Annotated in this window: 18 protein-coding genes; 17 read left to right on the forward strand and 1 reads right to left on the reverse strand. The window is 60.3% G+C overall.

Annotated elements, in window-relative coordinates; genetic code table 11:
- Nucleotides 1-81 precede the first annotated feature (81 nt).
- Nucleotides 82-1,392, forward strand: a complete 1,311-nt coding sequence (locus ACYZTY_RS14185) for an MFS transporter (RefSeq protein ID WP_461959024.1) — start codon at nt 82-84, stop codon at nt 1,390-1,392.
- Between the two features lie 289 nt (nt 1,393-1,681).
- On the opposite strand, the gene ACYZTY_RS14190 is transcribed toward ACYZTY_RS14185, so the two are convergent.
- Nucleotides 1,682-2,044: a DUF6124 family protein gene (locus ACYZTY_RS14190; protein ID WP_461959025.1), complete on the reverse strand. Its 363-nt coding sequence runs from the start codon at nt 2,042-2,044 to the stop codon at nt 1,682-1,684.
- Between the two features lie 444 nt (nt 2,045-2,488).
- Here ACYZTY_RS14190 and ACYZTY_RS14195 point away from each other — a divergent pair, with 444 nt between their 5' ends.
- From ACYZTY_RS14195 to ACYZTY_RS14270, 16 genes are all read left to right on the forward strand, one after another.
- Nucleotides 2,489-3,502, forward strand: coding sequence for an aldo/keto reductase (locus ACYZTY_RS14195; RefSeq protein ID WP_461959026.1), 1,014 nt, complete (start codon nt 2,489-2,491; stop codon nt 3,500-3,502).
- 191 nt (nt 3,503-3,693) lie between these two features.
- The gene (locus tag ACYZTY_RS14200; protein ID WP_461959027.1) at nt 3,694-3,966 is read left to right on the forward strand and encodes a type II toxin-antitoxin system Phd/YefM family antitoxin; all 273 of its coding nucleotides are present in this window, start codon (nt 3,694-3,696) and stop codon (nt 3,964-3,966) included.
- Nucleotides 3,963-4,289, forward strand: a complete 327-nt coding sequence (locus ACYZTY_RS14205; RefSeq protein WP_461959028.1) for a type II toxin-antitoxin system RelE/ParE family toxin — start codon at nt 3,963-3,965, stop codon at nt 4,287-4,289. The genes ACYZTY_RS14200 and ACYZTY_RS14205 overlap by 4 nt, the downstream gene beginning before the upstream one ends.
- A gap of 529 nt (nt 4,290-4,818) precedes the next feature.
- Nucleotides 4,819-6,405, forward strand: coding sequence for a glycogen synthase GlgA (gene glgA, locus ACYZTY_RS14210; RefSeq protein WP_461959029.1), 1,587 nt, complete (start codon nt 4,819-4,821; stop codon nt 6,403-6,405).
- Between the two features lie 16 nt (nt 6,406-6,421).
- The gene (treZ, locus tag ACYZTY_RS14215) at nt 6,422-8,218 is read left to right on the forward strand and encodes a malto-oligosyltrehalose trehalohydrolase (protein WP_461959030.1); all 1,797 of its coding nucleotides are present in this window, start codon (nt 6,422-6,424) and stop codon (nt 8,216-8,218) included.
- Nucleotides 8,215-10,293, forward strand: a complete 2,079-nt coding sequence (gene malQ, locus ACYZTY_RS14220; protein WP_461959031.1) for a 4-alpha-glucanotransferase — start codon at nt 8,215-8,217, stop codon at nt 10,291-10,293. Before treZ ends, malQ begins: the two co-directional genes overlap by 4 nt.
- Nucleotides 10,290-13,067 carry a malto-oligosyltrehalose synthase gene (locus ACYZTY_RS14225; protein ID WP_461959032.1) on the forward strand — a complete coding sequence of 926 codons (2,778 nt, stop codon included), beginning with the start codon at nt 10,290-10,292 and terminating at the stop codon, nt 13,065-13,067. The genes malQ and ACYZTY_RS14225 overlap by 4 nt, the downstream gene beginning before the upstream one ends.
- A gap of 21 nt (nt 13,068-13,088) precedes the next feature.
- Nucleotides 13,089-13,406, forward strand: coding sequence for a DUF2934 domain-containing protein (locus tag ACYZTY_RS14230; RefSeq protein WP_461959033.1), 318 nt, complete (start codon nt 13,089-13,091; stop codon nt 13,404-13,406).
- 194 nt (nt 13,407-13,600) lie between these two features.
- Nucleotides 13,601-15,760, forward strand: coding sequence for a glycogen debranching protein GlgX (glgX, locus tag ACYZTY_RS14235; RefSeq protein WP_461959034.1), 2,160 nt, complete (start codon nt 13,601-13,603; stop codon nt 15,758-15,760).
- 1 nt (nt 15,761) lies between these two features.
- Nucleotides 15,762-16,751 (forward strand): acyl-CoA dehydrogenase, encoded by a 990-nt coding sequence (locus ACYZTY_RS14240; RefSeq protein WP_461959322.1) that lies wholly within the window; start codon nt 15,762-15,764, stop codon nt 16,749-16,751.
- Nucleotides 16,748-17,506, forward strand: coding sequence for a PIG-L deacetylase family protein (locus ACYZTY_RS14245; protein ID WP_461959035.1), 759 nt, complete (start codon nt 16,748-16,750; stop codon nt 17,504-17,506). Before ACYZTY_RS14240 ends, ACYZTY_RS14245 begins: the two co-directional genes overlap by 4 nt.
- A complete protein-coding gene (locus tag ACYZTY_RS14250) occupies nt 17,503-18,102 on the forward strand; it encodes an SAM-dependent methyltransferase (protein WP_461959036.1) in 600 nt (199 codons plus the stop codon). The genes ACYZTY_RS14245 and ACYZTY_RS14250 overlap by 4 nt, the downstream gene beginning before the upstream one ends.
- Nucleotides 18,099-18,758 carry a glycosyltransferase family 2 protein gene (locus ACYZTY_RS14255; RefSeq protein ID WP_461959037.1) on the forward strand — a complete coding sequence of 220 codons (660 nt, stop codon included), beginning with the start codon at nt 18,099-18,101 and terminating at the stop codon, nt 18,756-18,758. The genes ACYZTY_RS14250 and ACYZTY_RS14255 overlap by 4 nt, the downstream gene beginning before the upstream one ends.
- Before the next feature lie 124 nt (nt 18,759-18,882).
- The gene (locus ACYZTY_RS14260) at nt 18,883-19,641 is read left to right on the forward strand and encodes a PIG-L deacetylase family protein (protein ID WP_461959038.1); all 759 of its coding nucleotides are present in this window, start codon (nt 18,883-18,885) and stop codon (nt 19,639-19,641) included.
- Nucleotides 19,642-19,839: 198 nt separating this feature from the next.
- The gene (locus ACYZTY_RS14265) at nt 19,840-20,640 is read left to right on the forward strand and encodes an endonuclease/exonuclease/phosphatase family protein (RefSeq protein WP_461959039.1); all 801 of its coding nucleotides are present in this window, start codon (nt 19,840-19,842) and stop codon (nt 20,638-20,640) included.
- Nucleotides 20,641-21,098: 458 nt separating this feature from the next.
- On the forward strand, nt 21,099-22,172 hold the full coding sequence (locus ACYZTY_RS14270) for an autotransporter domain-containing protein (protein WP_461959040.1): 1,074 nt from the start codon (nt 21,099-21,101) through the stop codon (nt 22,170-22,172).
- The last annotated feature ends 53 nt before the right edge of the window (nt 22,173-22,225 follow it).

Raw genomic sequence — 22,225 nt, forward strand, 5'->3', positions numbered from 1 at the left:
CCCCGAGGGTGGCCGAGACTCTCTGGGCGATCAACGTTACCCTGCGCATCGCAAAAAATCATAATAAAGAGAGAGCCCGCCATGTCACAGAGCGCCGCCGCTACCCAGGCCATCGTTGACGACAAAAACGCCGTCTACAAACGCATTACCCTGCGTTTGATCCCCTTCATCTTCATCTGCTACCTGTTCAACTACCTCGACCGGGTCAACGTTGGATTCGCCAAGCTGCAGATGCTCGACGCGCTGAAATTCAGCGAAACCGTGTACGGCCTCGGAGCCGGGATCTTCTTTATCGGCTACGTGCTGTGCGGCGTACCAAGCAACCTGGCCCTGACCAAATTCGGCCCACGGCGCTGGATCGCGCTGATGATGATCGTCTGGGGCACGCTGTCGACCTGCCTGCTGTTCGTCACCACCCCGACCGAGTTCTACACCTTGCGCCTGTTCACCGGCGCGGCCGAAGCCGGGTTCTTCCCGGGCGTGGTGCTTTATCTTTCGCAGTGGTTCCCGACCTTCCGCCGTGGCCGCATCATGGCGCTGTTCATGTCGGCGATCCCGGTGTCCGGCCTGCTCGGCAGCCCGTTCTCCGGCTGGATCCTCAACCACTTCGCCGCCGGCCAGGGCGGCTTGGCCGGTTGGCAGTGGATGTTCCTGCTGCAAGGCATTCCGACCGTGATCCTCGGCGCCCTCGCCTATTTCTTGCTGAGCGACAGTTACGCCAATGCCAAGTGGCTCACGCCGTTCGAGCGTTCGGTGCTGGAAGCCGACCACGCCGAAGACCTGGCCAACAAACCGAAAACCTCCACCGACTCGCTGCTGGCCGTGTTCAAGAACCCGGCGATCTGGGCGTTCGGCCTGATCTATTTCTGCATCCAGAGCGGCGTCTACGCGATCAACTTCTGGCTGCCGTCGATCATCAAGAACCTGGGCTTCAGCGATAACCTGGTGATCGGCTGGTTGAGCGCGATCCCGTACCTGCTCGCGGCGCTGTTCATGTTGATGGTCGGCCGCTCGGCAGACTTGCGCAAAGAACGTCGCTGGCACTTGGTGGTACCGATGCTGATGGGCGCGGTGGGTCTGCTGATTGCCGTGAACTTTGCGACGACGCCGGCCATTGCGATACTCGGCTTGACCATCGCCACCATGGGCGCCCTCACCGGCTTGCCGATGTTCTGGCCAGTGCCGACGGCAATGCTGAGCGCGGGTGCGGCAGCGGGTGGTTTGGCCTTGATCAACTCAATGGGGCAGATGGCAGGTTTCCTGAGCCCGTACCTGGTGGGTTGGGTCAAGGACAGCACCGGCTCGACCGATGCGGCGCTTTATCTGCTGGCGGGTGTGATTGTTTGCGGGAGCTTGCTGGCGTTGCGCATGACGCGGACGTTGCGGGTTTAAGGCTTCACTTCACCCTGCGTGATCACTAACAAAAACGGCCCTTTCGGGCCGTTTCTCATTTTGCGCGTGCACACACGCTTATGGGGTCCACGCTTATGGGGTCAGACGCACTTTTGAGACCACGCAGGCCTTTGTGGCGAGGGAGCTTGCTCCCGCTGGGCTGCGAAGCAGCCCCAAAAGCTGCAACCGCGAACTCTCAGGCACACCGCGCAATCCGATTTACGACTGCTGCGCAGCCGAACGGGAGCAAGCTCCCTCGCCACAGGTCGTGTTTTCTTCAGAATCTGCTTTAGCTCTGCGGGCCAACGTTATCCAGCACCCGATTCGCCGCAATCTCCGCCACCATGATGCTGTTGGAAATACCCAAAAGCGCATAACGCGACTCCCCCTCCAGATGATCCACCAACTGATGCACCATCACATCAACCGAGGCCAGCGTCTCAACCAGATAAACCGCCAGGGTTTCGGTCGTAGCCTCAGGGTCCACAGAAAACAGGGCACTGCGTGTTCGCGGGGTGGCTTTGATGTCGGCATTCGACGGGAAGTGGAAGTCGAGCGCTCGCTCGGCGGCCTCGTTGAGTTTTTTGCAATCGGCGGTTTCGTAGGGGGAAACGTCGTCCGCTTCGGGTGGATTGGGTGTTGGTTTGAACATTGATGAAACTCCTAAAGCACTTGAAGGAGCCATCACCCTCGCTACCAAACGATGGGTGGAGGCCATACGCAGGTTGGTAGACCGGGCTCTAGGAAAACGGCGCACCCGAAGGTGCCCTGCGCATGACCACCATAAAGACGAGACGAAAAATCTCGGCAAAGGGCAGTGCTTTTGCAACTAGAAACCCGGGCTACCAAACCCGATCGCTGTTCTTTTCAGCGACGGGGTAACGATAAAACCCAGGCCCAAGGCGCACAAGCCGGCGGATTCTGGCGCAGTCGTAGGCAATGGCGCAAGGATGTGTAGCCTGAGTACGTGTCTGAAGGTGTCCGTTAAACAGTGCTGTTTATGACTGTCACGCCTGCGCAGATAATTTCACTTTTCTGCGCACAGGCGTTCTGGTATTTGATTGAAGCTTTCTCCCATCGGTAAAAGGATTTCGTCATGAGCTATCGCACGCTGGGTCGTTCCGGTTTACAGGTGTCGACCCTGACACTGGGCACCATGATGTTCGGCGAACAGACCAGCACCGAAGATTCCCTGCGGATCATCGATAAGGCCTGGGACCAGGGCATCAATTTCATCGACACCGCGGACGTCTACACCGGCGGCCGTTCCGAAGAGATTGTCGGCGAAGCGATCGCCGGCAACCGCCATGAATGGGTGCTGGCGACCAAAGTCGGTTTCGGCCCGGTGGACGGTGTGCCGAACCGCAGCGGGTTGAGCCGCAAGCATATCTTCAATGGCCTCGACGCCAGCCTGACGCGTCTGGGCACTGACTATCTCGACATCTATTACCTGCACCGCGAAGACCACAACACGCCGCTGGAAGTGACCGTCTCAGCGATTGGCGATCTGATTCGCCAAGGCAAGATTCGCTATTGGGGTTTGTCGAACTACCGTGGCTGGCGTATTGCCGAAGTTATTCGCGTGGCCGATCAACTGGGCGTCGACCGGCCGGTGATCAGTCAGCCGCTGTACAACATCGTTAACCGTCAGGCCGAGACCGAGCAGATCACCGCTGCGCAAAACTATGGTTTGGGCGTGGTGCCCTACAGTCCGCTGGCCCGCGGTGTGCTCAGCGGCAAGTACGCACCTGACGTGAAGCCGGACGCCAACAGCCGCGCCGGTCGGGCTGACAAACGCATTCTAGAAACCGAGTGGCGGGTGGAGTCGTTGTGTATTGCCCAGCAGATTCAGCGGTACACGCAGGAGCGTGGCGTGGGCATTGTCGAGTTCGCGATTGCCTGGGTGCTGAATAACGGCGCCGTGACATCGGCTATTGTCGGGCCGCGTACGGAGGAACAGTGGGATGCGTACACCAAGGCGCAGTCGGTGAAGATTACGGCTGAAGATGAAGCGTTCATTGATTCGCTGGTCACACCGGGGCATTCCTCGACACCGGGGTTTAATGATGTGAGTCATTTTGTGTCAGGGCGTAAACCGCGTACGACATGAGCATTTTCGCGAGCGGGTTCGCACGTTGGATGTGTGTCGTTTACACATCCCTGCGGCAGCGAGCCCACTTGCGAAGGCATCAGCCGTAATGACCAGGTAGAACCGGAATCAATAAACGCTGGTCGGCGGAACCTGACGCAGGACTGAATTAAGACTAAACTCGGTCCTATTCAATACAGCGAGGCTCACCCATGAAGCTTTCATCTCAAATCAAGCCGATCAGCTACCTGAAAAGCCACACTGCCGAAATCGTCAAAACACTCACAGAGAGCCGCGAGCCCTTGGTGATCACCCAAAACGGTGAAGCGAAGCTTGTGGTCATGGACGTAAAAAGTTTCGAAGAGCAGGAAGACACCATGGCCTTACTCAAGCTCTTGGCGATGGGAAATCGTGAGGTAGAAGAAGGCAAGTTTCGCGATGCCGAAGATGTCTTTGCAGAACTGGACAGGGCTGACCATCAATGAGTTTAAAGGTCGTCATTCTTCAGTCTGCCGAGATTGACCTGAAAGAACTTCGTATTTATCTCATCCAACAGTTCTCTACCCAAACCTGGCTAAGCACCTATGCCGATCTGAAGGCCGCCATTCGCAACTTGGGGACACAGCCCTATTCAGGATCGATCCCGGAGGAAATCAAGAAACTTAATCTGAGTCAGTATCGACAAATCCTGTCAGGGATGAACCGGATCATCTATGAGATTCGAGAGCAGACGATCTATGTCCACATTATTGCTGACACCCGAAAGAGCCTGCCTGCACTGCTGATGAAGCGGCTTCTTCAAGGGTAGTCCCGCCACTCCTTCAAACCTGAAAATACAAGCGAGCCTGCTGGCGAAGAAGCCCTCAAGCCCAACATCTCTCGCACCGCAATGGTGCGCCAGCCTTTAAATCCCGCCCTTTTCCGTGACTCCCCAGTCCCGTTTTGACCCAATCTCAAAAATAAACCTGCACTTCGTCGGTGCGTTTCCCCCTCAAAGCGCTGTGCCTTTACCCTCTTCTCACCGATTGTCGAACAATTTCGCCACTTGACCTGTCCCGCTCTAGGATCTGGCCTAGACTCATTTTCGCGAGGTGAAACCGGTCAGTCATCTGGTGGTAAGAAACTCGAAACTTTTGGTCCTGGCAGGGGGTCAGGTTAAAGGTAGGGCCACAGCGACTGGTGCATTCCTTGCAACGGCCCCTCCACCCTTTCTGCATTTAGCGCATTGGGCAGCATTGCTCACCGATGCGAAGCGCGTTTGCGCCCGGCCACAGGATTTGGCCACGAACACCGTTTGTGCCTGACCTGGAATTAGATCAACAACACGGGAGATTCATATGATTAGTGCGGCTTTAGATATTCAGGGAGAGCGTGCTCATCAGCAGGTCGGCGAATCGAGCGTCGTGAATGCTCCGAGCGCCCAATCGATCAGCGTACCGGGCACCAAGACGCTGACACCGGCTGCCAGTCAGAATCCGAACAGAAAGAAAGTGTTGTTCGTCACCTCCGAGATCGCCGACCTGGTCAAGACCGGCGGTTTGGGTGACGTTTCCGCAGCGCTGCCCCGGGCGATGGCTCAACTGCACGATGTGCGAGTGCTGATTCCCGGTTACCCGCAAGTACTGCACAGTGAAAACCCGATTCATATTATCGGTGAGCTCGGTGGGCACGCCGCACTGCCGCCCTGCAAGATCGGGCGCATGGACATGCCGGACGGTCTGGTCATTTACGTGTTGATCTGCCCCGAACTCTACGAGCGCGAAGGTTCGCCTTACGGTGCCAACAATGGCCGCGACTGGCCGGACAACCACATTCGTTTCGCCCGCCTGGGCCTCGCCGCCGCCGATATCGCCGCCAATCTTGCACAAATTCACTGGTGCCCGGATCTGGTGCATGCCCATGACTGGCCGGCCGGACTGGCGCCTGCCTACATGCACTGGCGTGGACAGCGCACTCCGACGCTGTTCACCATCCATAATCTGGCCTATCAAGGTGTCACCAGCCTTGGCTCGTGCCCGGAACTCGGTATTCCAAACCATGCCTTGCAACAGGAAGGCATGGAGTTCTACGGCAAGATGTCATTCCTCAAGGCCGGCATGGCCTACTCGAGCCACATCACCACCGTCAGCGCCACCTACGCCCAGGAAATCACCACGCCGGCCTTCGGCTGTGGTCTCGACGGCTTTCTTGCCGCCAAGACCCAGCAAGGTCTGCTCAGCGGTATTCCCAACGGCATTGATGAAAGCTGGGACGCCGCCACCGACACGCACCTGTTCCGTCCATTCAGCATCGGCGACTGGGAAGGCAAAGCGGTCAACGCTGCCCATGTCCGTGAACTGTTCGACCTGGACGACTCCGAAGGCCCGCTGTTCGCGGTGGTCTCGCGTCTGGTCTATCAGAAAGGCCTGGACCTGACCGAAGGGGTCTCCGAATACATCGTCAACAACGGCGGCCAGATCGCGATCATCGGTCGTGGCGAGCCTGAAGAAGAACAAGCCATGCGTGAGTTGGCCCTGCGCTTCCCAGGGCAAATCGGCGTACGCATCGGCTTCAATGAAACCGATGCCCGTCGCATGTTCGCCGGCAGTGATTTCCTGTTGATGCCGTCGCGTTACGAGCCTTGCGGCCTGAGCCAGATGTACGCCCAGCGCTTCGGTTCGTTGCCGGTGGCACGCAATACCGGCGGCTTGGCCGACACCATTGAAAACGGCGTGACCGGTTTCCTGTTCGACGAATCCACAGTCGAGAGTTACCAGGAAGCCCTGAGCCGCGCGTTCAAGGTGTTCGCTTTCCCTGGCCTGCTCAACGCCATGCGTTGCCGCGCCATGGCCGCGCCGTTCAACTGGTGCAAGGCGGTAGAGCCCTACGCCGAACTCTACGAACAACTGGTCGCCAAAGCCCTGGGTAAATCGGGCAAACAGTAAAAAGAGGTTTTCAAAGATGCCGTTACGGACCCTTGAGACCTGGCCCCACGGCGCAATCATGCTGGACGCAGAACACACGCGTTTTGCCTTGTGGGCGCCAGATGCGTTTTACGTCAGTGTCGAACTGGAAGATGGACAATCCTTGCCACTACTGCCTCAGGCAGATGGCTGGTTCGTGATCAAGACCCGCTGCCCGGCGGGTACGCGCTACCGCTACAACATTGATGGCGAGCTGGAGGTGCCGGACCCGGCCTCCCGCGCGCAGGCCGGCGATATCGGCGACCACAGCGTGGTCGTCGACCCCCTCGCCTATCAATGGCAAAACAGCACATGGACCGGCCGCCCCTGGAACGAGGCCGTCATCTACGAATTGCACGTCGGTGTGCTCGGTGGCTTCAGTGACGTCGAGCAGCACTTGGCGCGCCTCGTTGACTTGGGCATCACCGCAATCGAACTGATGCCGCTGGCGCAATTCCCCGGGGATCGCAATTGGGGCTACGACGGGGTTCTGCCCTATGCGCCCCAAGCCTCCTACGGCACTCCCGAACAACTCAAACACCTGATCGACACCGCCCACGGCCATGGCCTGGCGGTGATTCTCGACGTGGTCTACAACCACTTCGGCCCGGACGGCAACTACCTGCATCACTACGCCAAGGGCTTCTTTCGCGAAGACAAGCACACCCCGTGGGGCGCGGCCATCGACTTCCGGCGGCGCGAGGTGCGGGACTTTTTCATCGACAATGCGCTGATGTGGTTGCTGGAATACCGCTTCGATGGCTTGCGCCTGGATGCCGTGCACGCCATTGAGAGCACGGACTTTCTCCAGGAATTGGCGCAACGGGTTCGGCAACAGACCGATCCGGCGCGGCACGTCTGGCTGACAGTCGAAAACGAACACAACCAGGCCAGCCTGCTGGAAGAAGGTTTCGACGCGCAGTGGAACGATGACGGCCATAACGCTTTGCACGTTTTGCTGACCGGTGAAACCGACGCTTATTACGCCGACTATGCCGACAACCCCACCGAACAACTGGCACGCTGCCTGAGCCAGGGCTTCGTGTTTCAGGGCCATGTGACCCGCCACGGTACGACCCGGGGCGAGCCCAGCGGTCACTTGCCGCCCAGCGCGTTTGTGCTGTTTTTGCAGAACCATGACCAGATCGGTAACCGTGCCTTTGGCGAACGCCTGCATCAACTGACCCACCTCGACGCCTTGAAAGCCGCGACCGCGCTGTTGCTGCTGTCACCGATGATCCCGCTGATGTTCATGGGCGACGAATTTGCTGCCGAGGAACCGTTCCTGTTCTTTACCAGCCATCACGGTGAATTGGCGGAGCTGGTGCGCGAAGGGCGACGTAACGAATTTGCAGCGTTCAGCGCGTTTACTGATCCTCATAAACGCGAACTGATCCCCGATCCGAACGCACAACAGACCTTTGAAGCGTCGCGACCAAAACTGACCGCCACCCGGCAATCGGCCATGCAGGGGCTGTATTACCAGCTGTTGCAGATTCGCCACGACCACATCATCCCGCATCTGCCGGGTGCTCAGGCCTTGGGTGCCGAAGTGCTGGCCGAAGGTGCGGTGACGGCGCGCTGGCTACTGGGCAATGGTCGTCAGCTGCGCATTGACCTGAACCTCAGCGACAAGCGAGTGGTCCACTCCCCACAGGCCGACGCCAGGTTGTTGTTTGAAACGCCACCTCAGTCTGCCGGCCTGTTGGAACAGGGCACCCTTGCCCCGTATTGCGCGCTAGTCAGCCTCACGGCCGCAGCCCCTTTGCTACCCCTGGATGGAGAGCGCCAATGAGTGATGCGCAACTGGAAATACTGGCCAGCCGCGCCGGATTGGCAGTCGACTGGATCGACGCCAACGGCCGCCCGCAGAAAGTCGCCCCATCGGTCTTGCGCAATGTCCTGACCGGGCTCGGCCACCCTGCCGGCACCGCCCAGGAAATCGATGCCAGCCTCCTGCAATTGCAGCAAGTCCAACAGACCCGGCGTCTACCGCCGCTGATCACCGCAGACGTTGGCGTCGGCCTCGACCTTGCACATTTCTTTGAGCCGGAAACACCCTGTGAGATCCACCTTGAAGATGGCTCATGGCTGAACCTGAAACTGGATGCCGAGGCCGTGCTGCCTGGCCTGGTTCCGGTCGGTTATCAGCACGTCAGCATCGATGGGCAATCATTCACTTTGGCCGTGGCACCGACGCGGTGCTACAGCGTCGGCGATGCCGTGGACAGTCCGATTCCGCGCACCTGGGGCCTCAGCGTGCAGTTGTACTCCCTGCGTCGCCCCGGCGATGGCGGGTTCGGCGACACCCAGGCACTGGAAGACCTCGCTCGTGTGGCCGGTGAACGCGGCGCCGAGGCGTTGGCGATCAGTCCGCTGCATGCGATGTTTGGCAGCGACACCCAGCGCTACAGCCCGTATTCACCATCCAGCCGTTTGTTCCTCAACAGCCTCTATGCCGCACCGGGCGCGATTCTCGGCGAGCGCGCGTGGCGGGCCGCGATTGACGCCACCGGCCTGGCCGCCGAACTGCAACAGCTGGAAGAACAGCCGCTGATTAACTGGCCCGTGGCAGCCGAAGCCAAGCATCGCTTGCTGCAAGCCTTGTACGAAGGCTTCGTCCAGGGCGAACATCCGTTGCATGCCGACTTCAGCAGCTTCCGCCATGCACACGGCGAGGCGTTGGAAAACCACTGCCGCTTCGAAGCCATTCAAGAAGCCCGCGCCGCCAAGGGTGAAACCCTCGACTGGCGCGAGTGGCCGGAACAATGGCGCGACCCGCGCAGCGCCGCTCTCGCCGAATTTGCCGAAGAGAACGCCGGCCGCATTGGCTTCTTCGCCTTCTCCCAATGGCTGATCACCCGCTGCCTGGAGCGTGCACAAACCGCCGCCCGTAGCGCGGGGATGAGCATCGGGTTGATCGCTGATCTGGCGGTGGGTGCCGATGGCGGTGGCAGTCAGGCCTGGAGTCGTCAGGACGAATTGCTCGCCTCACTGACGGTGGGAGCGCCGCCAGACATTCTTAACCGTACCGGTCAGGGCTGGGGTATTTCCGCATTTTCCCCTGAAGGCCTGGTGCGCAACGGCTTTCGCGCATTCATCGAAATGCTCCGCGCCAATTTCGCCCACGCCGGCGGCTTGCGCATTGACCACGTCATGGGCCTGCAACGGTTGTGGGTGATCCCCAATGGTTCACCACCCGCCGACGGCGCCTACCTTTATTACCCGGTGGACGACCTGCTGCGTTTGCTCAGCCTTGAATCCCATCGCCATCAGGCAATCGTCCTGGGCGAAGACCTCGGGACGGTGGCCGACGGCCTGCGGGAAAAACTCATCGCGCGCGCGATCCTCGGCATGCGGGTGTTGCTGTTTGAACAGGACAACGCGCACTTCAAAACGATTCTCGACTGGCCGGACAACGCCCTCGCGACCACCAGCACCCATGACCTGCCGACACTCAATGGCTGGTGGCATGGCCGCGATATCGACTGGAACGCCCGACTGGGCCTGGTCGACGCCACGAGTGAAATCGAATGGCGCCACCACCGTGAACGCGAGCGCGAAGGTCTGCGTCGTGTGTTGAGCGAGGACCCGCAGAACTTTCGCGAAGAGTCCCATGAAACCGATCAGGTGCTCGACGCCGCGATACGTTTTCTCGGTCATACCCGGGCGCCGCTGGTGTTGCTGCCGCTGGAAGATGCCCTCGGCATCGAACAGCAGGCCAACCTCCCCGGCACCATCGACACGCACCCCAACTGGTCGCGGCGCCTGCCCGGCGGCAGCGAAGCGCTGCTCGACGACCCGGACGCCGCCCGGCGCCTGGAATTGCTCGCCTGTGCGCGACTTCAGGCTGGCGAGCGTGACCAATGAATCACCCGTTAATACAACCGCTACGCGCAACCCTGCGGCTGCAATTTCATAAAGGCTTCACGCTGGATCAAGCCGTGCCGCTGGTGCCGTACTTTGCCAGCCTCGGCATCAGCCATGTCTACGCCTCGCCACTGCTCGCGGCCCGCGCCGGTTCCATGCACGGCTACGACGTGGTGGACCCGACCACCGTCAACCCTGAGTTGGGTGGCGAAGCCGCCTTGCGCCGATTGATCGGTGCCCTGCGCGAACACAAAATGGGGTTGATCCTCGATATCGTCTCCAACCACATGGCCGTCGGTGGCAGTGACAACCCGTGGTGGCTGGACTTGCTGGAATGGGGACGCCTGAGCCCTTACGGCGAGTTCTTCGACATTCAATGGCACTCGCCTGACCCGTTGATGGAGGGCCAGTTGTTGTTGCCTTTCCTCGGCAGCGATTACGGCATCGCGCTGCAGGACGGCACCCTGCCCTTACGCTTCGATGCGCAGCGCGGTGCGTTTTATGTCGAGCACTACGAGCATCATTTCCCGATCTGCCCGTCGAGCTACGGTGAACTGCTGCGGACCGACGACGAACCGCTGAAGTTTCTCGCGGACCGTTTCAGTGCTTTGAGCTACCAGACCGATGCGCACAGTCTGGCGCAACCGCTGAAGGCAGAGCTGCGTGAGCTGGCCAGCGACCCCGAGGTGTTCAAATGCATTCAGCAGAATCTCAGCGCCTACGATTCGCTGACACCCGAGGGTTTCCAGCGCCTGCACCACCTGCTCGAACGTCAGAGTTATCGCTTGGCAAGTTGGCGCACGGCGGCGGATGACATCAATTGGCGGCGTTTTTTCGATATCAACGAACTGGGCGGCCTGCGCGTTGAACGGCCGGCGGTGTTCGAAGCGACCCACGCAAAAATATTCGAGCTGGTGGCTGAAGGCCTTGTCGACGGCCTGCGCATCGACCACATCGACGGCCTCGCCGACCCGCGTGGCTACTGCCGCAAACTGCGGCGTCGGGTCGATACGCTGTCGCCCGATCGGCACTTGCCGATCTTCGTCGAGAAGATTCTCGGCGAAGGCGAAACCCTGCACCGCGACTGGTCGGTGGACGGCACCACCGGTTACGAATTCATGAACCAGTTGTCGTTGCTGCAACACGATCCCGACGGCGCCCAGACCTTGGGCGAGTTGTGGAATCGCTACAGCGAACGGCCCGCGGACTTCCGTCAGGAAGCGCAGCTGGCACGTCAGCAGATTCTCAACGGCTCGTTGGCCGGTGATTTCGAGAGTGTTGCCCAAGCACTGCTGCAAGTGGCCCGGGACGACTTGATGACCCGCGACCTGACCCTGGGCGCGATCCGGCGGGCGTTGCAGGAACTGATCGTGCATTTCCCGGTGTACCGCACCTACATCAGCCCGCGTGGCCGTTCTGCCGAAGACGATGTGTTTTTCCAGCAAGCCATGGACGGTGCCCGGCAAACCCTCGGCGAGGCCGATTGGCCGGTGCTGGATTGCCTGGCCGGTTGGCTCGGCGGTGAGCCGTGGCGCAACCGCCCGGTGGGTCGTCAGCGCAAGATCCTCAAACATGCCTGCGTACGTTTCCAGCAACTGACGTCTCCGGCCGCCGCCAAAGCTGTGGAAGACACCGCGTTCTATCGCTCGGCCGTGTTGCTGTCGCGCAATGACGTGGGGTTCAGCACCGAACAGTTCAGTGCGCCGGTTGCCGATTTCCATGCGGTCTGCCTCCAACGACTGGAACAGTTTCCGGACAACCTGCTGGCGACTGCCACCCACGACCACAAACGCGGCGAAGACACTCGTGCGCGGTTGGCGGTGTTGAGCGAACGCAGTGCCTGGTACGCCGAACAGGTTCCGTTGTGGAAAACACTCGCCCGGCCCCTGCGTGACGACGACCAGATGCCCTCGGCGGGCGATGAGTTGATTCTGTATCAAGCGATCCTCGGCAGTTGGCCGCTGGATCTGCGGGTTGACGATCAAGCGGCGCTTGAGGACTACGCCAAACGCCTGTGGCAGTGGCAACAGAAAGCCTTGCGTGAAGCCAAGCTGCAAAGCAGCTGGAGCGCGGCGAACGAGCCTTACGAAAAAGCCATGCAGGTCTTTATCGAACGCCTGCTGCTGAGCCCGGAGGGTGAGCTGTTGCGCGCCGCCCTCGGCAAGGCGGTGCAAACGATTACCGCTGCCGGCGCGATTAACGGTTTGGCGCAAACCTTGCTGCGCATGACCGTACCGGGGATCCCGGACCTCTACCAGGGCAACGAGTACTGGGACTTTTCGCTGGTGGACCCGGACAACCGCCGGCCGGTGGACTACGCCAACCGCCAACAGGCGATGCAAGTGCCGTTGAATCTGCCCGATCTTTTGGCCAACTGGCGTGACGGGCGGATCAAGCAAACCCTGATCAAGCAGGTGTTGAACCTACGGGCTGAGCACGCCGATCTGTTTCGGCGAGGGACGTATCAAGCCCTCGACGTCGTCGGCAACCAGGCTCACCGGGTGCTGGCTTTTGCTCGCGAACATCAAGGAACACGGGCCATCGTGATCGTACCGATACGTTGCGCCCCACTGCTGGAAAACAGTGCCGAACCCCGGGTTGACGCGCTGCGTTGGGGCGATACGCGGGTCAAACTGCCGTTCACCGCCTCTGAGGAAAATCTGAAGGGACTTTTCTCGAACACAGCAGTCACACCCCACAGGGAGCTGAACATCAGCGCCGCGCTGGGGGATTTCCCGGTCAATCTCTTTATTCAAACGTTTACCCAAGCTTGAGTTCAGTTCAGGAGTATTGCGATGAGTACCGACGATAAACGCGTTCGCGAATTTGCCTATCAAATCTGGGAGTCGGAAGGGAAACCCGAAGGCCAGGAAGCCCGACACTGGGAGATGGCTCGCAAACTGGCTGAAGCCGAAGCGCTGGCACCGAGCAAATCGCCGAAGGCTGCCGGCAGTAAAACGGCTGTCAAACCTGCTGTGGCCAAAGCCGCCAATGGCAAGGTTCCCGAGCCGAAAGCCAAATCCAAGCCTGCAGCGGCCTCGAAGGTGATTCCGCCCGGCGAAAAAACTGCAGAGAAGAAGCCTCGCGCCGCGAAAAAACCTCCGGCAGTCTGACGCTTCACTATCGCTTCCTGATTGACCTCGTGGCCAACCCCTTGGCCACCGTGGGCTCGCTCGCCCGCGAAAAACCTGTAGGAGCGAGGCTTGCCCGCGAAGGCGGCATGTCAGTCGATTGAAATGTGACTGAAACACCGCCTTCGCGGGCAAGCCTCGCTCCTACAAAGAATCCCCTTTTTGCAGGAGCATCTATGACCAGTCCAAAGAAAGCCGCGCCAGAACCTCACGCCGAGGCCTCGCGAATTCGTGAAGGCCTGCCCTTCCCGCTGGGCGCGACCTGGGATGGCCTGGGGGTCAACTTTGCCTTGTTTTCCGCCAACGCCACCAAAGTCGAACTGTGCATCTTCGACGATGCCGGCGAAGTTGAACTCGAGCGAATCGAACTGCCGGAATACACCGACGAGATCTACCACGGCTACTTGCCCGACGCCCATCCAGGGCTGATCTACGGCTACCGCGTCTATGGCGCGTACGACCCGGCCAACGGTCATCGCTTCAACCACAACAAACTGCTGATTGACCCCTACGCCAAGCAATTGGTCGGCCAGCTGAAATGGTCCGAAGCGCTGTTCGGCTACACCATCGGCCACCCCGACGCCGACCTGAGTTTCGATGAGCGCGACAGTGCGCCCTTCGTGCCCAAGTGCAAAGTCATCGACCCGGCTCACACCTGGGGCAATGATCAACGGGTCAGCATCCCGTGGGACAAGACGATCATTTATGAAACCCACCTGCGCGGCATCAGCATGCGTCACCCCTCCGTCCCCGAGAACGTGCGCGGCACCTGCGCCGGGTTGATGGTCGATGACGTGCTGGAACACATCCGCAAGTTGGGGGTTTCTTCGGTTGAATTGCTGCCGATTCATGCGTTCGTCAATGACCAGCATCTGCTGCACAAAGGCATGACCAATTACTGGGGCTACAACAGCATCGCGTTCTTCGCCCCGGACCCGCGCTACCTGGCGAGCGGCAAGATCGCCGAGTTCAAGGAGATGGTCGCGCACCTGCACGAGGCCAATCTGGAAGTGATCCTCGACGTGGTCTACAACCACACCGCCGAGGGCAACGAACAAGGCCCGACCCTGTCCATGCGCGGCATCGACAACGCCTCGTACTACCGTTTGATGCCTGATGACAAGCGTTACTACATCAACGATTCCGGCACCGGCAACACCCTCGATCTGAGTCACCCGTGCGTGCTGCAAATGGTCACCGACTCCCTGCGTTACTGGGCCACGGAAATGCACGTGGACGGTTTCCGCTTCGACCTGGCGACCATTCTCGGCCGCTACCACGAGGGCTTCGACGAACGTCACAGCTTCCTCGTTGCCTGTCGCCAGGACCCGGTGCTGCGTCAGGTGAAAATGATTGCCGAGCCTTGGGATTGTGGCCCTGGCGGTTATCAGGTCGGTGGTTTTCCGCCGGGCTGGGTCGAGTGGAACGACAAATTCCGCGACACCGTGCGTGCGTTCTGGAAAGGCGATGACGGCCAACTGGCGGACTTCGCCAGCCGCATGACTGCGTCCGGCGAGATGTTCAACCAGCGCGGCCGACGTCCGTATGCTTCGTTGAACTTCATCACGGCGCATGACGGTTTCACCCTTAACGATCTGGTGTCGTACAACGACAAGCACAACGAAGCCAACGACGAGAACAATCAGGACGGCAGCAACAACAACCTGTCCTGGAACCACGGCGTCGAAGGCCCGACCGACGACCCGGAAATCAACGAGCTGCGTCAGAGGCAAATGCGCAACTTCTTCGCCACGTTGCTGCTGTCCCAAGGCACGCCGATGCTGGTGGCCGGCGACGAATTCGCCCGCACCCAGGAAGGCAACAACAACGCCTATTGCCAGGACAGCGAGATCGGCTGGGTCAATTGGGACCTGAGCGAGGACGGCAAGGCCCTGCTCAAGTTCGTCAAACGCCTGATCAAGTTGCGCCTGGCGTATCCGATCCTGCGTCGCGGACGCTTCTTGGTGGGCAATTACAACGAGGACATCGGCGTCAAGGACGTGACCTGGCTCGCCCCGGATGGCAGCGAAATGTCCACTGAACAATGGGAAGAAGGCCATGGCCGCTGCCTCGGCATGTTGCTCGACGGACGTGCGCAGGAAACCGGTATCCGCCGCAAGGGTGGTGACGCGACCTTGTTGCTGGTAGTCAACGCGCACCACGACATCGTCAACTTCACCTTGCCGGAAGTGCCTGACGGCTATCACTGGACGTGCATGATCGACACCAATCAACCGAAGATTCGCGGGCAGGAGCTTTTCGAGTTCGGTCACGAATATTCCGTCACCGGTCGTTCGCTGCTGCTGTTCGAATTGCAGCATGAGGAAGAAGAGTGAAATGGACCTTCAGGCGTTTCTCACTCGCCAGCCACCGGACTACGCCGATACTCAGGCGCTAGGCCGGTGCCTGCGGGCATTGGTGGAGGCTGGGCTCGATCAGCTTCCGCTGCCGGGTAGCGGCCAGACGCTGGAGCGATTCCAGCGGCTGGCCGAGGTCGGTGGCCATGACCTCGGGTTGTGCAAATTGTACGAAGGCCATACCGATGCGCTGGCGATCATCCAGCAACTCGGTGGTTCGCCAACCCCGGGCAGCACGTGGGGGATGTGGGCGGCCGAGCCGCCACAGGCGCGGGTTCGCGTCCGTCCGCAAGGTCACATGGTCGTGTTGAACGGGCGCAAGGCCTGGTGCTCGGGCGCGGCGGTATTGAGTCATGCGTTGCTCACGGCCTGGGATCATCAGGACTGCCAGCAATTGGTCGCCGTGGCGCTGGATCAACCCGGTGTGACCGTGACCGATCAGGGCTGGCAAGCGGTCGGCATGGGCGCCACCGGCAGCGTCGAAGTGCTGTTCGAAGGCGCCGAAGCACAAGCCATCGGCTACCGCGGCGATTACCTGAATCGGCCCGGTTTCTGGCAAGGCGGAATCGGCATTGCGGCGTGCTGGTACGGCGCGGCACAGAGCATCGCCGAACGTCTGCGCGACCATTGCGCCCAACGTGAAGAACCCCACGCCCTCGCCCACCTGGGTGCCGTCGACAGTGCGTTGCATGCCGCTGCCGAGGTGCTGCGGGTCAGCGCATTGATGATCGACGCCGCACCGCTGGACGACGCCGAGCTGCTGGCCCGGCGCGCCCGCGCAGTGGTAGAACACGCCGCGGAACAGGTGATGCTGCACGTCGGCCACGCCCTCGGTTCAGGTCCCTACTGTAGGGATCGACAGTTCGCCCATCTGATCGCCGACCTGCCGGTATTCCTGCGCCAAAGCCACGCCGAACGGGACCTCGCCGCCCTCGGACAGCAAGTCATTACCGGGACATGGACGTTATGAAAACCAACCCAATCGTCGGCCAGGGCACGCCGCTTCATGTCTGGCAGACTTCCAGTCACCTGGCGCAGTTGCCGGTCATCGATATTCTGAGCCTGGTGCCGGAAGGCGCCCGCGCGGTGATCATCGCCCCGCACCCGGATGACGAAGTGCTGGGCTGCGGCGGTTTCCTGCAACTGCTGGCCGCCGCCGGCCGCCCCTTGCAACTGATCTCGGTCACTGATGGCAGTGCCAGCCACCCCGGTTCCAAGCGCTGGCCGGTGGAGCGTTTGAGTGCGGTCCGGCCTCAGGAATCGGTCGAAGCCTTGCGTCGTCTCGGCCTGCCGCTGCACAGTCTGAAATGGCTGCGCGGCGGTTTCAAGGACAGTCAGGTCGCTGATCGAGAAGACGAATTGGGCGATTTCATTGAACGTCATCTGCGCCCCAACGACGTGGTGTTCACCACGTGGAGTGAAGACGGCCATTGCGATCACGAAGCCGCGGGTCGAGCCAGTGCCATAGCGGCGAAACGCGCCGGTGCGACCGTGCATGAATTGCCCGTGTGGACCTGGCATTGGGCCGCACCTGAGGACAGTTTCGTGCCGTGGCATCGGGCGCGAAAAATCCTCCTGGCGCCGCATTTGGTTGCGCGCAAACGCCACGCTATCCACGCCTTTGCCAGCCAATTGGAAGGTGATCCGCAAATCGGCCTGCCGCCGGTGTTGGCGCCCTATGTGCTGGAGCGCCTTCTGCAACCGTTCGAAGTGGTGTTCTTATGAGCGTCGAGGACCGCTATTTCGACGGTTTGTTTGCCGGCAGCGATGATCCCTGGTCCTTTCGTCAGCGCTGGTATGAACAGCGCAAACGTGCGATCACCCTTGCCGCACTGCCCCGCACGCATTACCGGGCGATCTTCGAACCCGGCTGTGCCAACGGCGAGTTGAGCTTTGAGCTGGCAAGCCGTTGCGATCGTCTGCTGTGTTGCGACACCGCCGCTGCGGCCGTCACGCTGGCCAGCACCCGACTTGGCCCGTTCGATCACGCAGAAGTTCGCCAAAGCCGTTTGCCTATCGATTGGCCGGAGGAAAAATTCGACCTGATCGTGCTCAGCGAAGTCGGCTATTACCTCGACGCCGACGACCTGAAATGTCTGATCGAACAGGCCGAAAACTCGCTGACCGCCGACGGCCAACTCCTGGCCTGCCACTGGCGCCCGCCCATCGACGGCTGTCCACTGAATGCCCGGCAGGTCCACGACTTGCTCCACGAACATTTGCATTTGCCGCGCCTGGTCCTGCATCAGGAAGCGGATTTTCTGCTGGAACTCTGGAGTCGTGAACCACGCTCCGTGGCGGCTCTGGAGGGCTTGCGATGATTGGCATCCTGATTCCCGCGCATAACGAAGAAGACTTGCTCGGAGATTGCCTTGAGGCGGCCCTGCTCGCCGCGCAACACGAACTGCTGGATGGTGAGACCGTCGAGGTGCTGGTGGTGCTCGACAGTTGCACCGACCGATCCTCGGAGATCGTCAGTGCTTACCCGGTGCACAGTCTCGCAATCGAGGCGCGTAACGTCGGCCAGGCCCGCGCGGCCGGTGCGCGGTTTCTGCTGGAGCGCGGGGTGCGCTGGATTTCCTGTTCCGATGCCGACAGCCGTGTGGCGCAGGATTGGCTGGTAGCGCAACTGGCCCTCGACGTCGATGCCGTGTGCGGCACGGTCACGGTGGATGCGTGGCACGAGTCGATCGATGAGTCGGCACAGATTCGTTATCACCAAACTTATCAGGCCCATGACGGCCATCGGCACATTCATGGCGCCAATCTTGGCATCAGTGCTGACGCCTATCAGCGCGCCGGCGGTTTCGAACCGCTGGCCTGTGATGAAGACGTGCAACTGGTGCGACAACTCGAACGCTGCGGTGCCAACATTGCCTGGAGCCATCGCCCGCAAGTGCTCACCAGTGCTCGGCTGGACAGTCGGGCGCGGGGTGGTTTCGGCGATTATTTGCGAGGTCTGGCACAGCTCGGTTAAAAAAAACCGGATCAGATATCACCACTACGCGACGAATAGCGTTACTTGAGCAATACTCTGCTCGCGGCAATCCAGGGTACGGAGCGCTGCACATTGCTATCAAACAGAACAAGGACGTAGCCCGATGAAATCCGTTTCCATCCTCGAAAGCAGCTCGCCGGGACAGATCTGGAACAGCGCCCAGCAGCTGGACAACATTCCCGTCATCAACACCGAGACCCTGGTGCCCGCCGGCGCACGTGCCGTGGTGATCGCGCCGCATCCCGGCGATGAAGTGGTCACCTGCGGCGGTTTGCTGCAGCTGCTGTCCACCCTCGGTCATCCCCTTCAATTGATCTCGATTACCGATGGCAGCGCCAGCCATCCGGGCTCGCAACAATGGTCTGAAAAACGCCTGAGTGTGTTTCGTGGCCAGGAAAGCGTCGAAGCCTTGCGTCGGCTGGGATTGCCGATGCACAGCCTGAAGTGGATCCGCGGCGGCTTTACCGACAACGCCCTGGCCGAGCGTGAAACCCAAATGACCCAATTCATCGCCCGTTATTTGCGCCCCGGCGACGTGGTGTTCAGCACCTGGCGTGAAGACGGCACCTGCGATCATGACGCCGTCGGCCGCGCCAGCGCGAATGCGGCAAGCATGGTCGGGGCAACGTTCCACGAATCACCGGTCTGGGCCTGGCACTGGCCGACCCGGGATCAAGGGCTCTTTCCTTGGCATCGTGCGCGCAAAATACGCCTCGACACCTGGACCGTCGCCCGCAAAAGCCACGCCACCCACGCCTACGCCAGCCAGCTCGACGGCGAACCGGCCATCGGCATCGCGCCGCTGCTGCCCCGGGTGATTCTGGAGCGCATGCGCCTGCCCTACGAAGTCGTTTTCGTCTGACCCCACTTCTCACCCAACACAAATCCCTTGTAGGAGTGAGCCTGCTCGCGATAGCGGTGGATCAGTTGACATCAATGCTGGATGTCACTCCGCTATCGCGAGCAGGCTCACCCCTCCAGGGAATGGTGTCGCTCAAACTGAACTGCCCGCTGCTGCGTCAGTCGCATACATAAGCAGCCCAGATTCAGAGGAGTGAACGTGACCAGCGATTCCGAGCAGCGAGCCGTCGAATCAGTGCCCTTGAACACGCCCCTGGCGGTTCATCGTTTGAGAGTGCTGACGGTCAACACCCACAAGGGGTTCACCGCCTTCAACCGGCGTTTCATCCTCCCGGAGCTGCGCGAAGCGGTGCGCAGTACATCGGCCGATCTTGTCTTCCTGCAAGAAGTGGTCGGCGAACACGATCGGCATTCTTCCCGTTACAACGATTGGCCGCAAACCTCGCAATACGAGTTCCTCGCCGACAGCATGTGGAGCGATTTCGCCTACGGCCGCAACGCCGTCTACCCCGACGGCCATCACGGCAACGCCCTGCTGTCGAAATACCCGATTCGCGAACACCGCAACCTCGACGTGTCCATCACCGGCCCCGAACGGCGTGGGTTGTTGCACTGCGTACTGGACGTGCCGGGGCATGCAGAAGTCCACGCGATCTGCGTGCATTTGAGCTTGCTGGAAAGTCATCGCCAGTTGCAGCTCCAGCTGCTCTGCCAACTGCTCGAATCCCTGCCCGACGATGCGCCGGTGATCATTGCCGGAGACTTCAACGACTGGCAGTTGCAAGGCAACGCCGCCCTCGCCCGTCGCGATTACCTGCACGAAGCCTTCGAACGCCGCAATGGCCGACCGGCAAAAACCTACCCCGCGCGCTTTCCACTGCTGCGCCTGGACCGGATCTACCTGCGCAACGCCAGTAGCCACAACCCACGCATTCTCGGCAACAAACCCTGGACGCATCTATCGGATCATTTGCCGTTGGCGGTGGAAGTACACCTCTGAGTTTTCATCCCATTAAGGCGCGTTAACCACGACGTAGGTCAGTTTGCTGCCCGCGGTCATTTCAGCGCCGCATTACTGACAGAATCGAGACACCCAATCAGCAGGACAACTGTGCACTGAACCTCGCTTCGGCAGACCGATAGCCCGCTATCCAAAGGCTCTGGCACGCGGGTTTTTTGACGATTTTTCGTACAAACAAGAACTTAGATGCGCGTCGCAAATCAGTCACTTGCGAGCACTAAAATACCACTACCACTTATCGGCCATTTTCTTGACGCGCCGTCAAGGGTCTTCTTAGCTACACGTTACTACCCCCGGAAATCCACCAGGGGCAAACCTCCAGGACACCCGCGAAATCGGGCGGCCAGCGGCTTGCCTCAATCCATTCGGTCGCCCCTCATTCGGGGTAGGAGAGACGCCAAAGCGAGATTCGGCATGCGATTGCAAGGTAGACCCCCATGAAAACTTCATTCACCCAACAAGAGATCAAAGTCACTTTTTGCACTGTCTCGAGTTCGCTGCTGCTGTGTTCTTCCATGGAGGTGCAAGCAGGGCCCGCAGAGAATGAAACCGCCCCCAGGTATCGCCAGGATATTTCGGTAATGACCTTGCCCACGGTCAATATCACCGCCCCCTACCCTGGCCACTTCAGCGCCGCCTCCGATACCCGAAGTTCACACCTGACCATCGAAGACGCCGCGCCTTCGGCCTGGGATCAGCTGTACGGGCAGGCTTCGCGACAAGCACAGACCGATGTGATGGCGCAGGGCTTTTCCAGCCCTGGCAGTACAGAATTCAAAGGCCCGGCGATCCTGACCCTGCAGAGCGGTAGCGGCCATACCCAGCGGGTCGGCCTGATCGGCGGGATGACTCAGTTACAAGGCAACAGCAACGGCCTGTTGACCAGTCGCGCACTCGCCGACCCCACCACGGACACCCTCAACCTTCAAGGCCAGAGCCTCGGCGCCTACTGGAGCCTGACCGGCCCCCAAGGCTGGCACGTGGATTTGACGGCCAGTGGCGGCCGGGTCAACGGTTTCAGCCGTAACGACCAGGGCGCACGACAAGCGACCGAAGGCAGCGCGGTGACGTTGTCGGTGGAAGGCGGTTTTCCGATTGGCCTGAGCGATAACTGGGTGGTCGAACCGCAAGCGCAGTTGATCAATCAACGCATCACACTGGATACACCTTATGCCGGCTCAGGCAATGCGTCGTCCAGCGACCTGACGTCCTGGAGCGGCCGGGTCGGCGCACGATTGAAAGGTAGTTACGACATCAACGGCCTGGGGGTCGAACCCTATGTGCGGACCAACGTGTGGCACACCGTATACACCGGCAATACCGTGACCCTCGATCAGGTCGACAAGATCAGCAGCAGTCGCCATTCATCGACGGTCGAAGTGGGTTTGGGACTGGTGGCCAGAGTTACGCCCGCTGTGAGTTTTTACGTCAGTGCCGATTACAGCAGTGATGTGGATGACAATGATTTGAACGGGTTGATTGGGAGTCTGGGTGTGCGGATGCGGTGGTGAGCTTTTGGGCTTGAGAGATTCGGTGTCAGGTCGGACGCCATCGCGAGCAGGCT

The sequence above is a fragment of the Pseudomonas sp. LB1P83 genome (genome assembly GCF_054897885.1).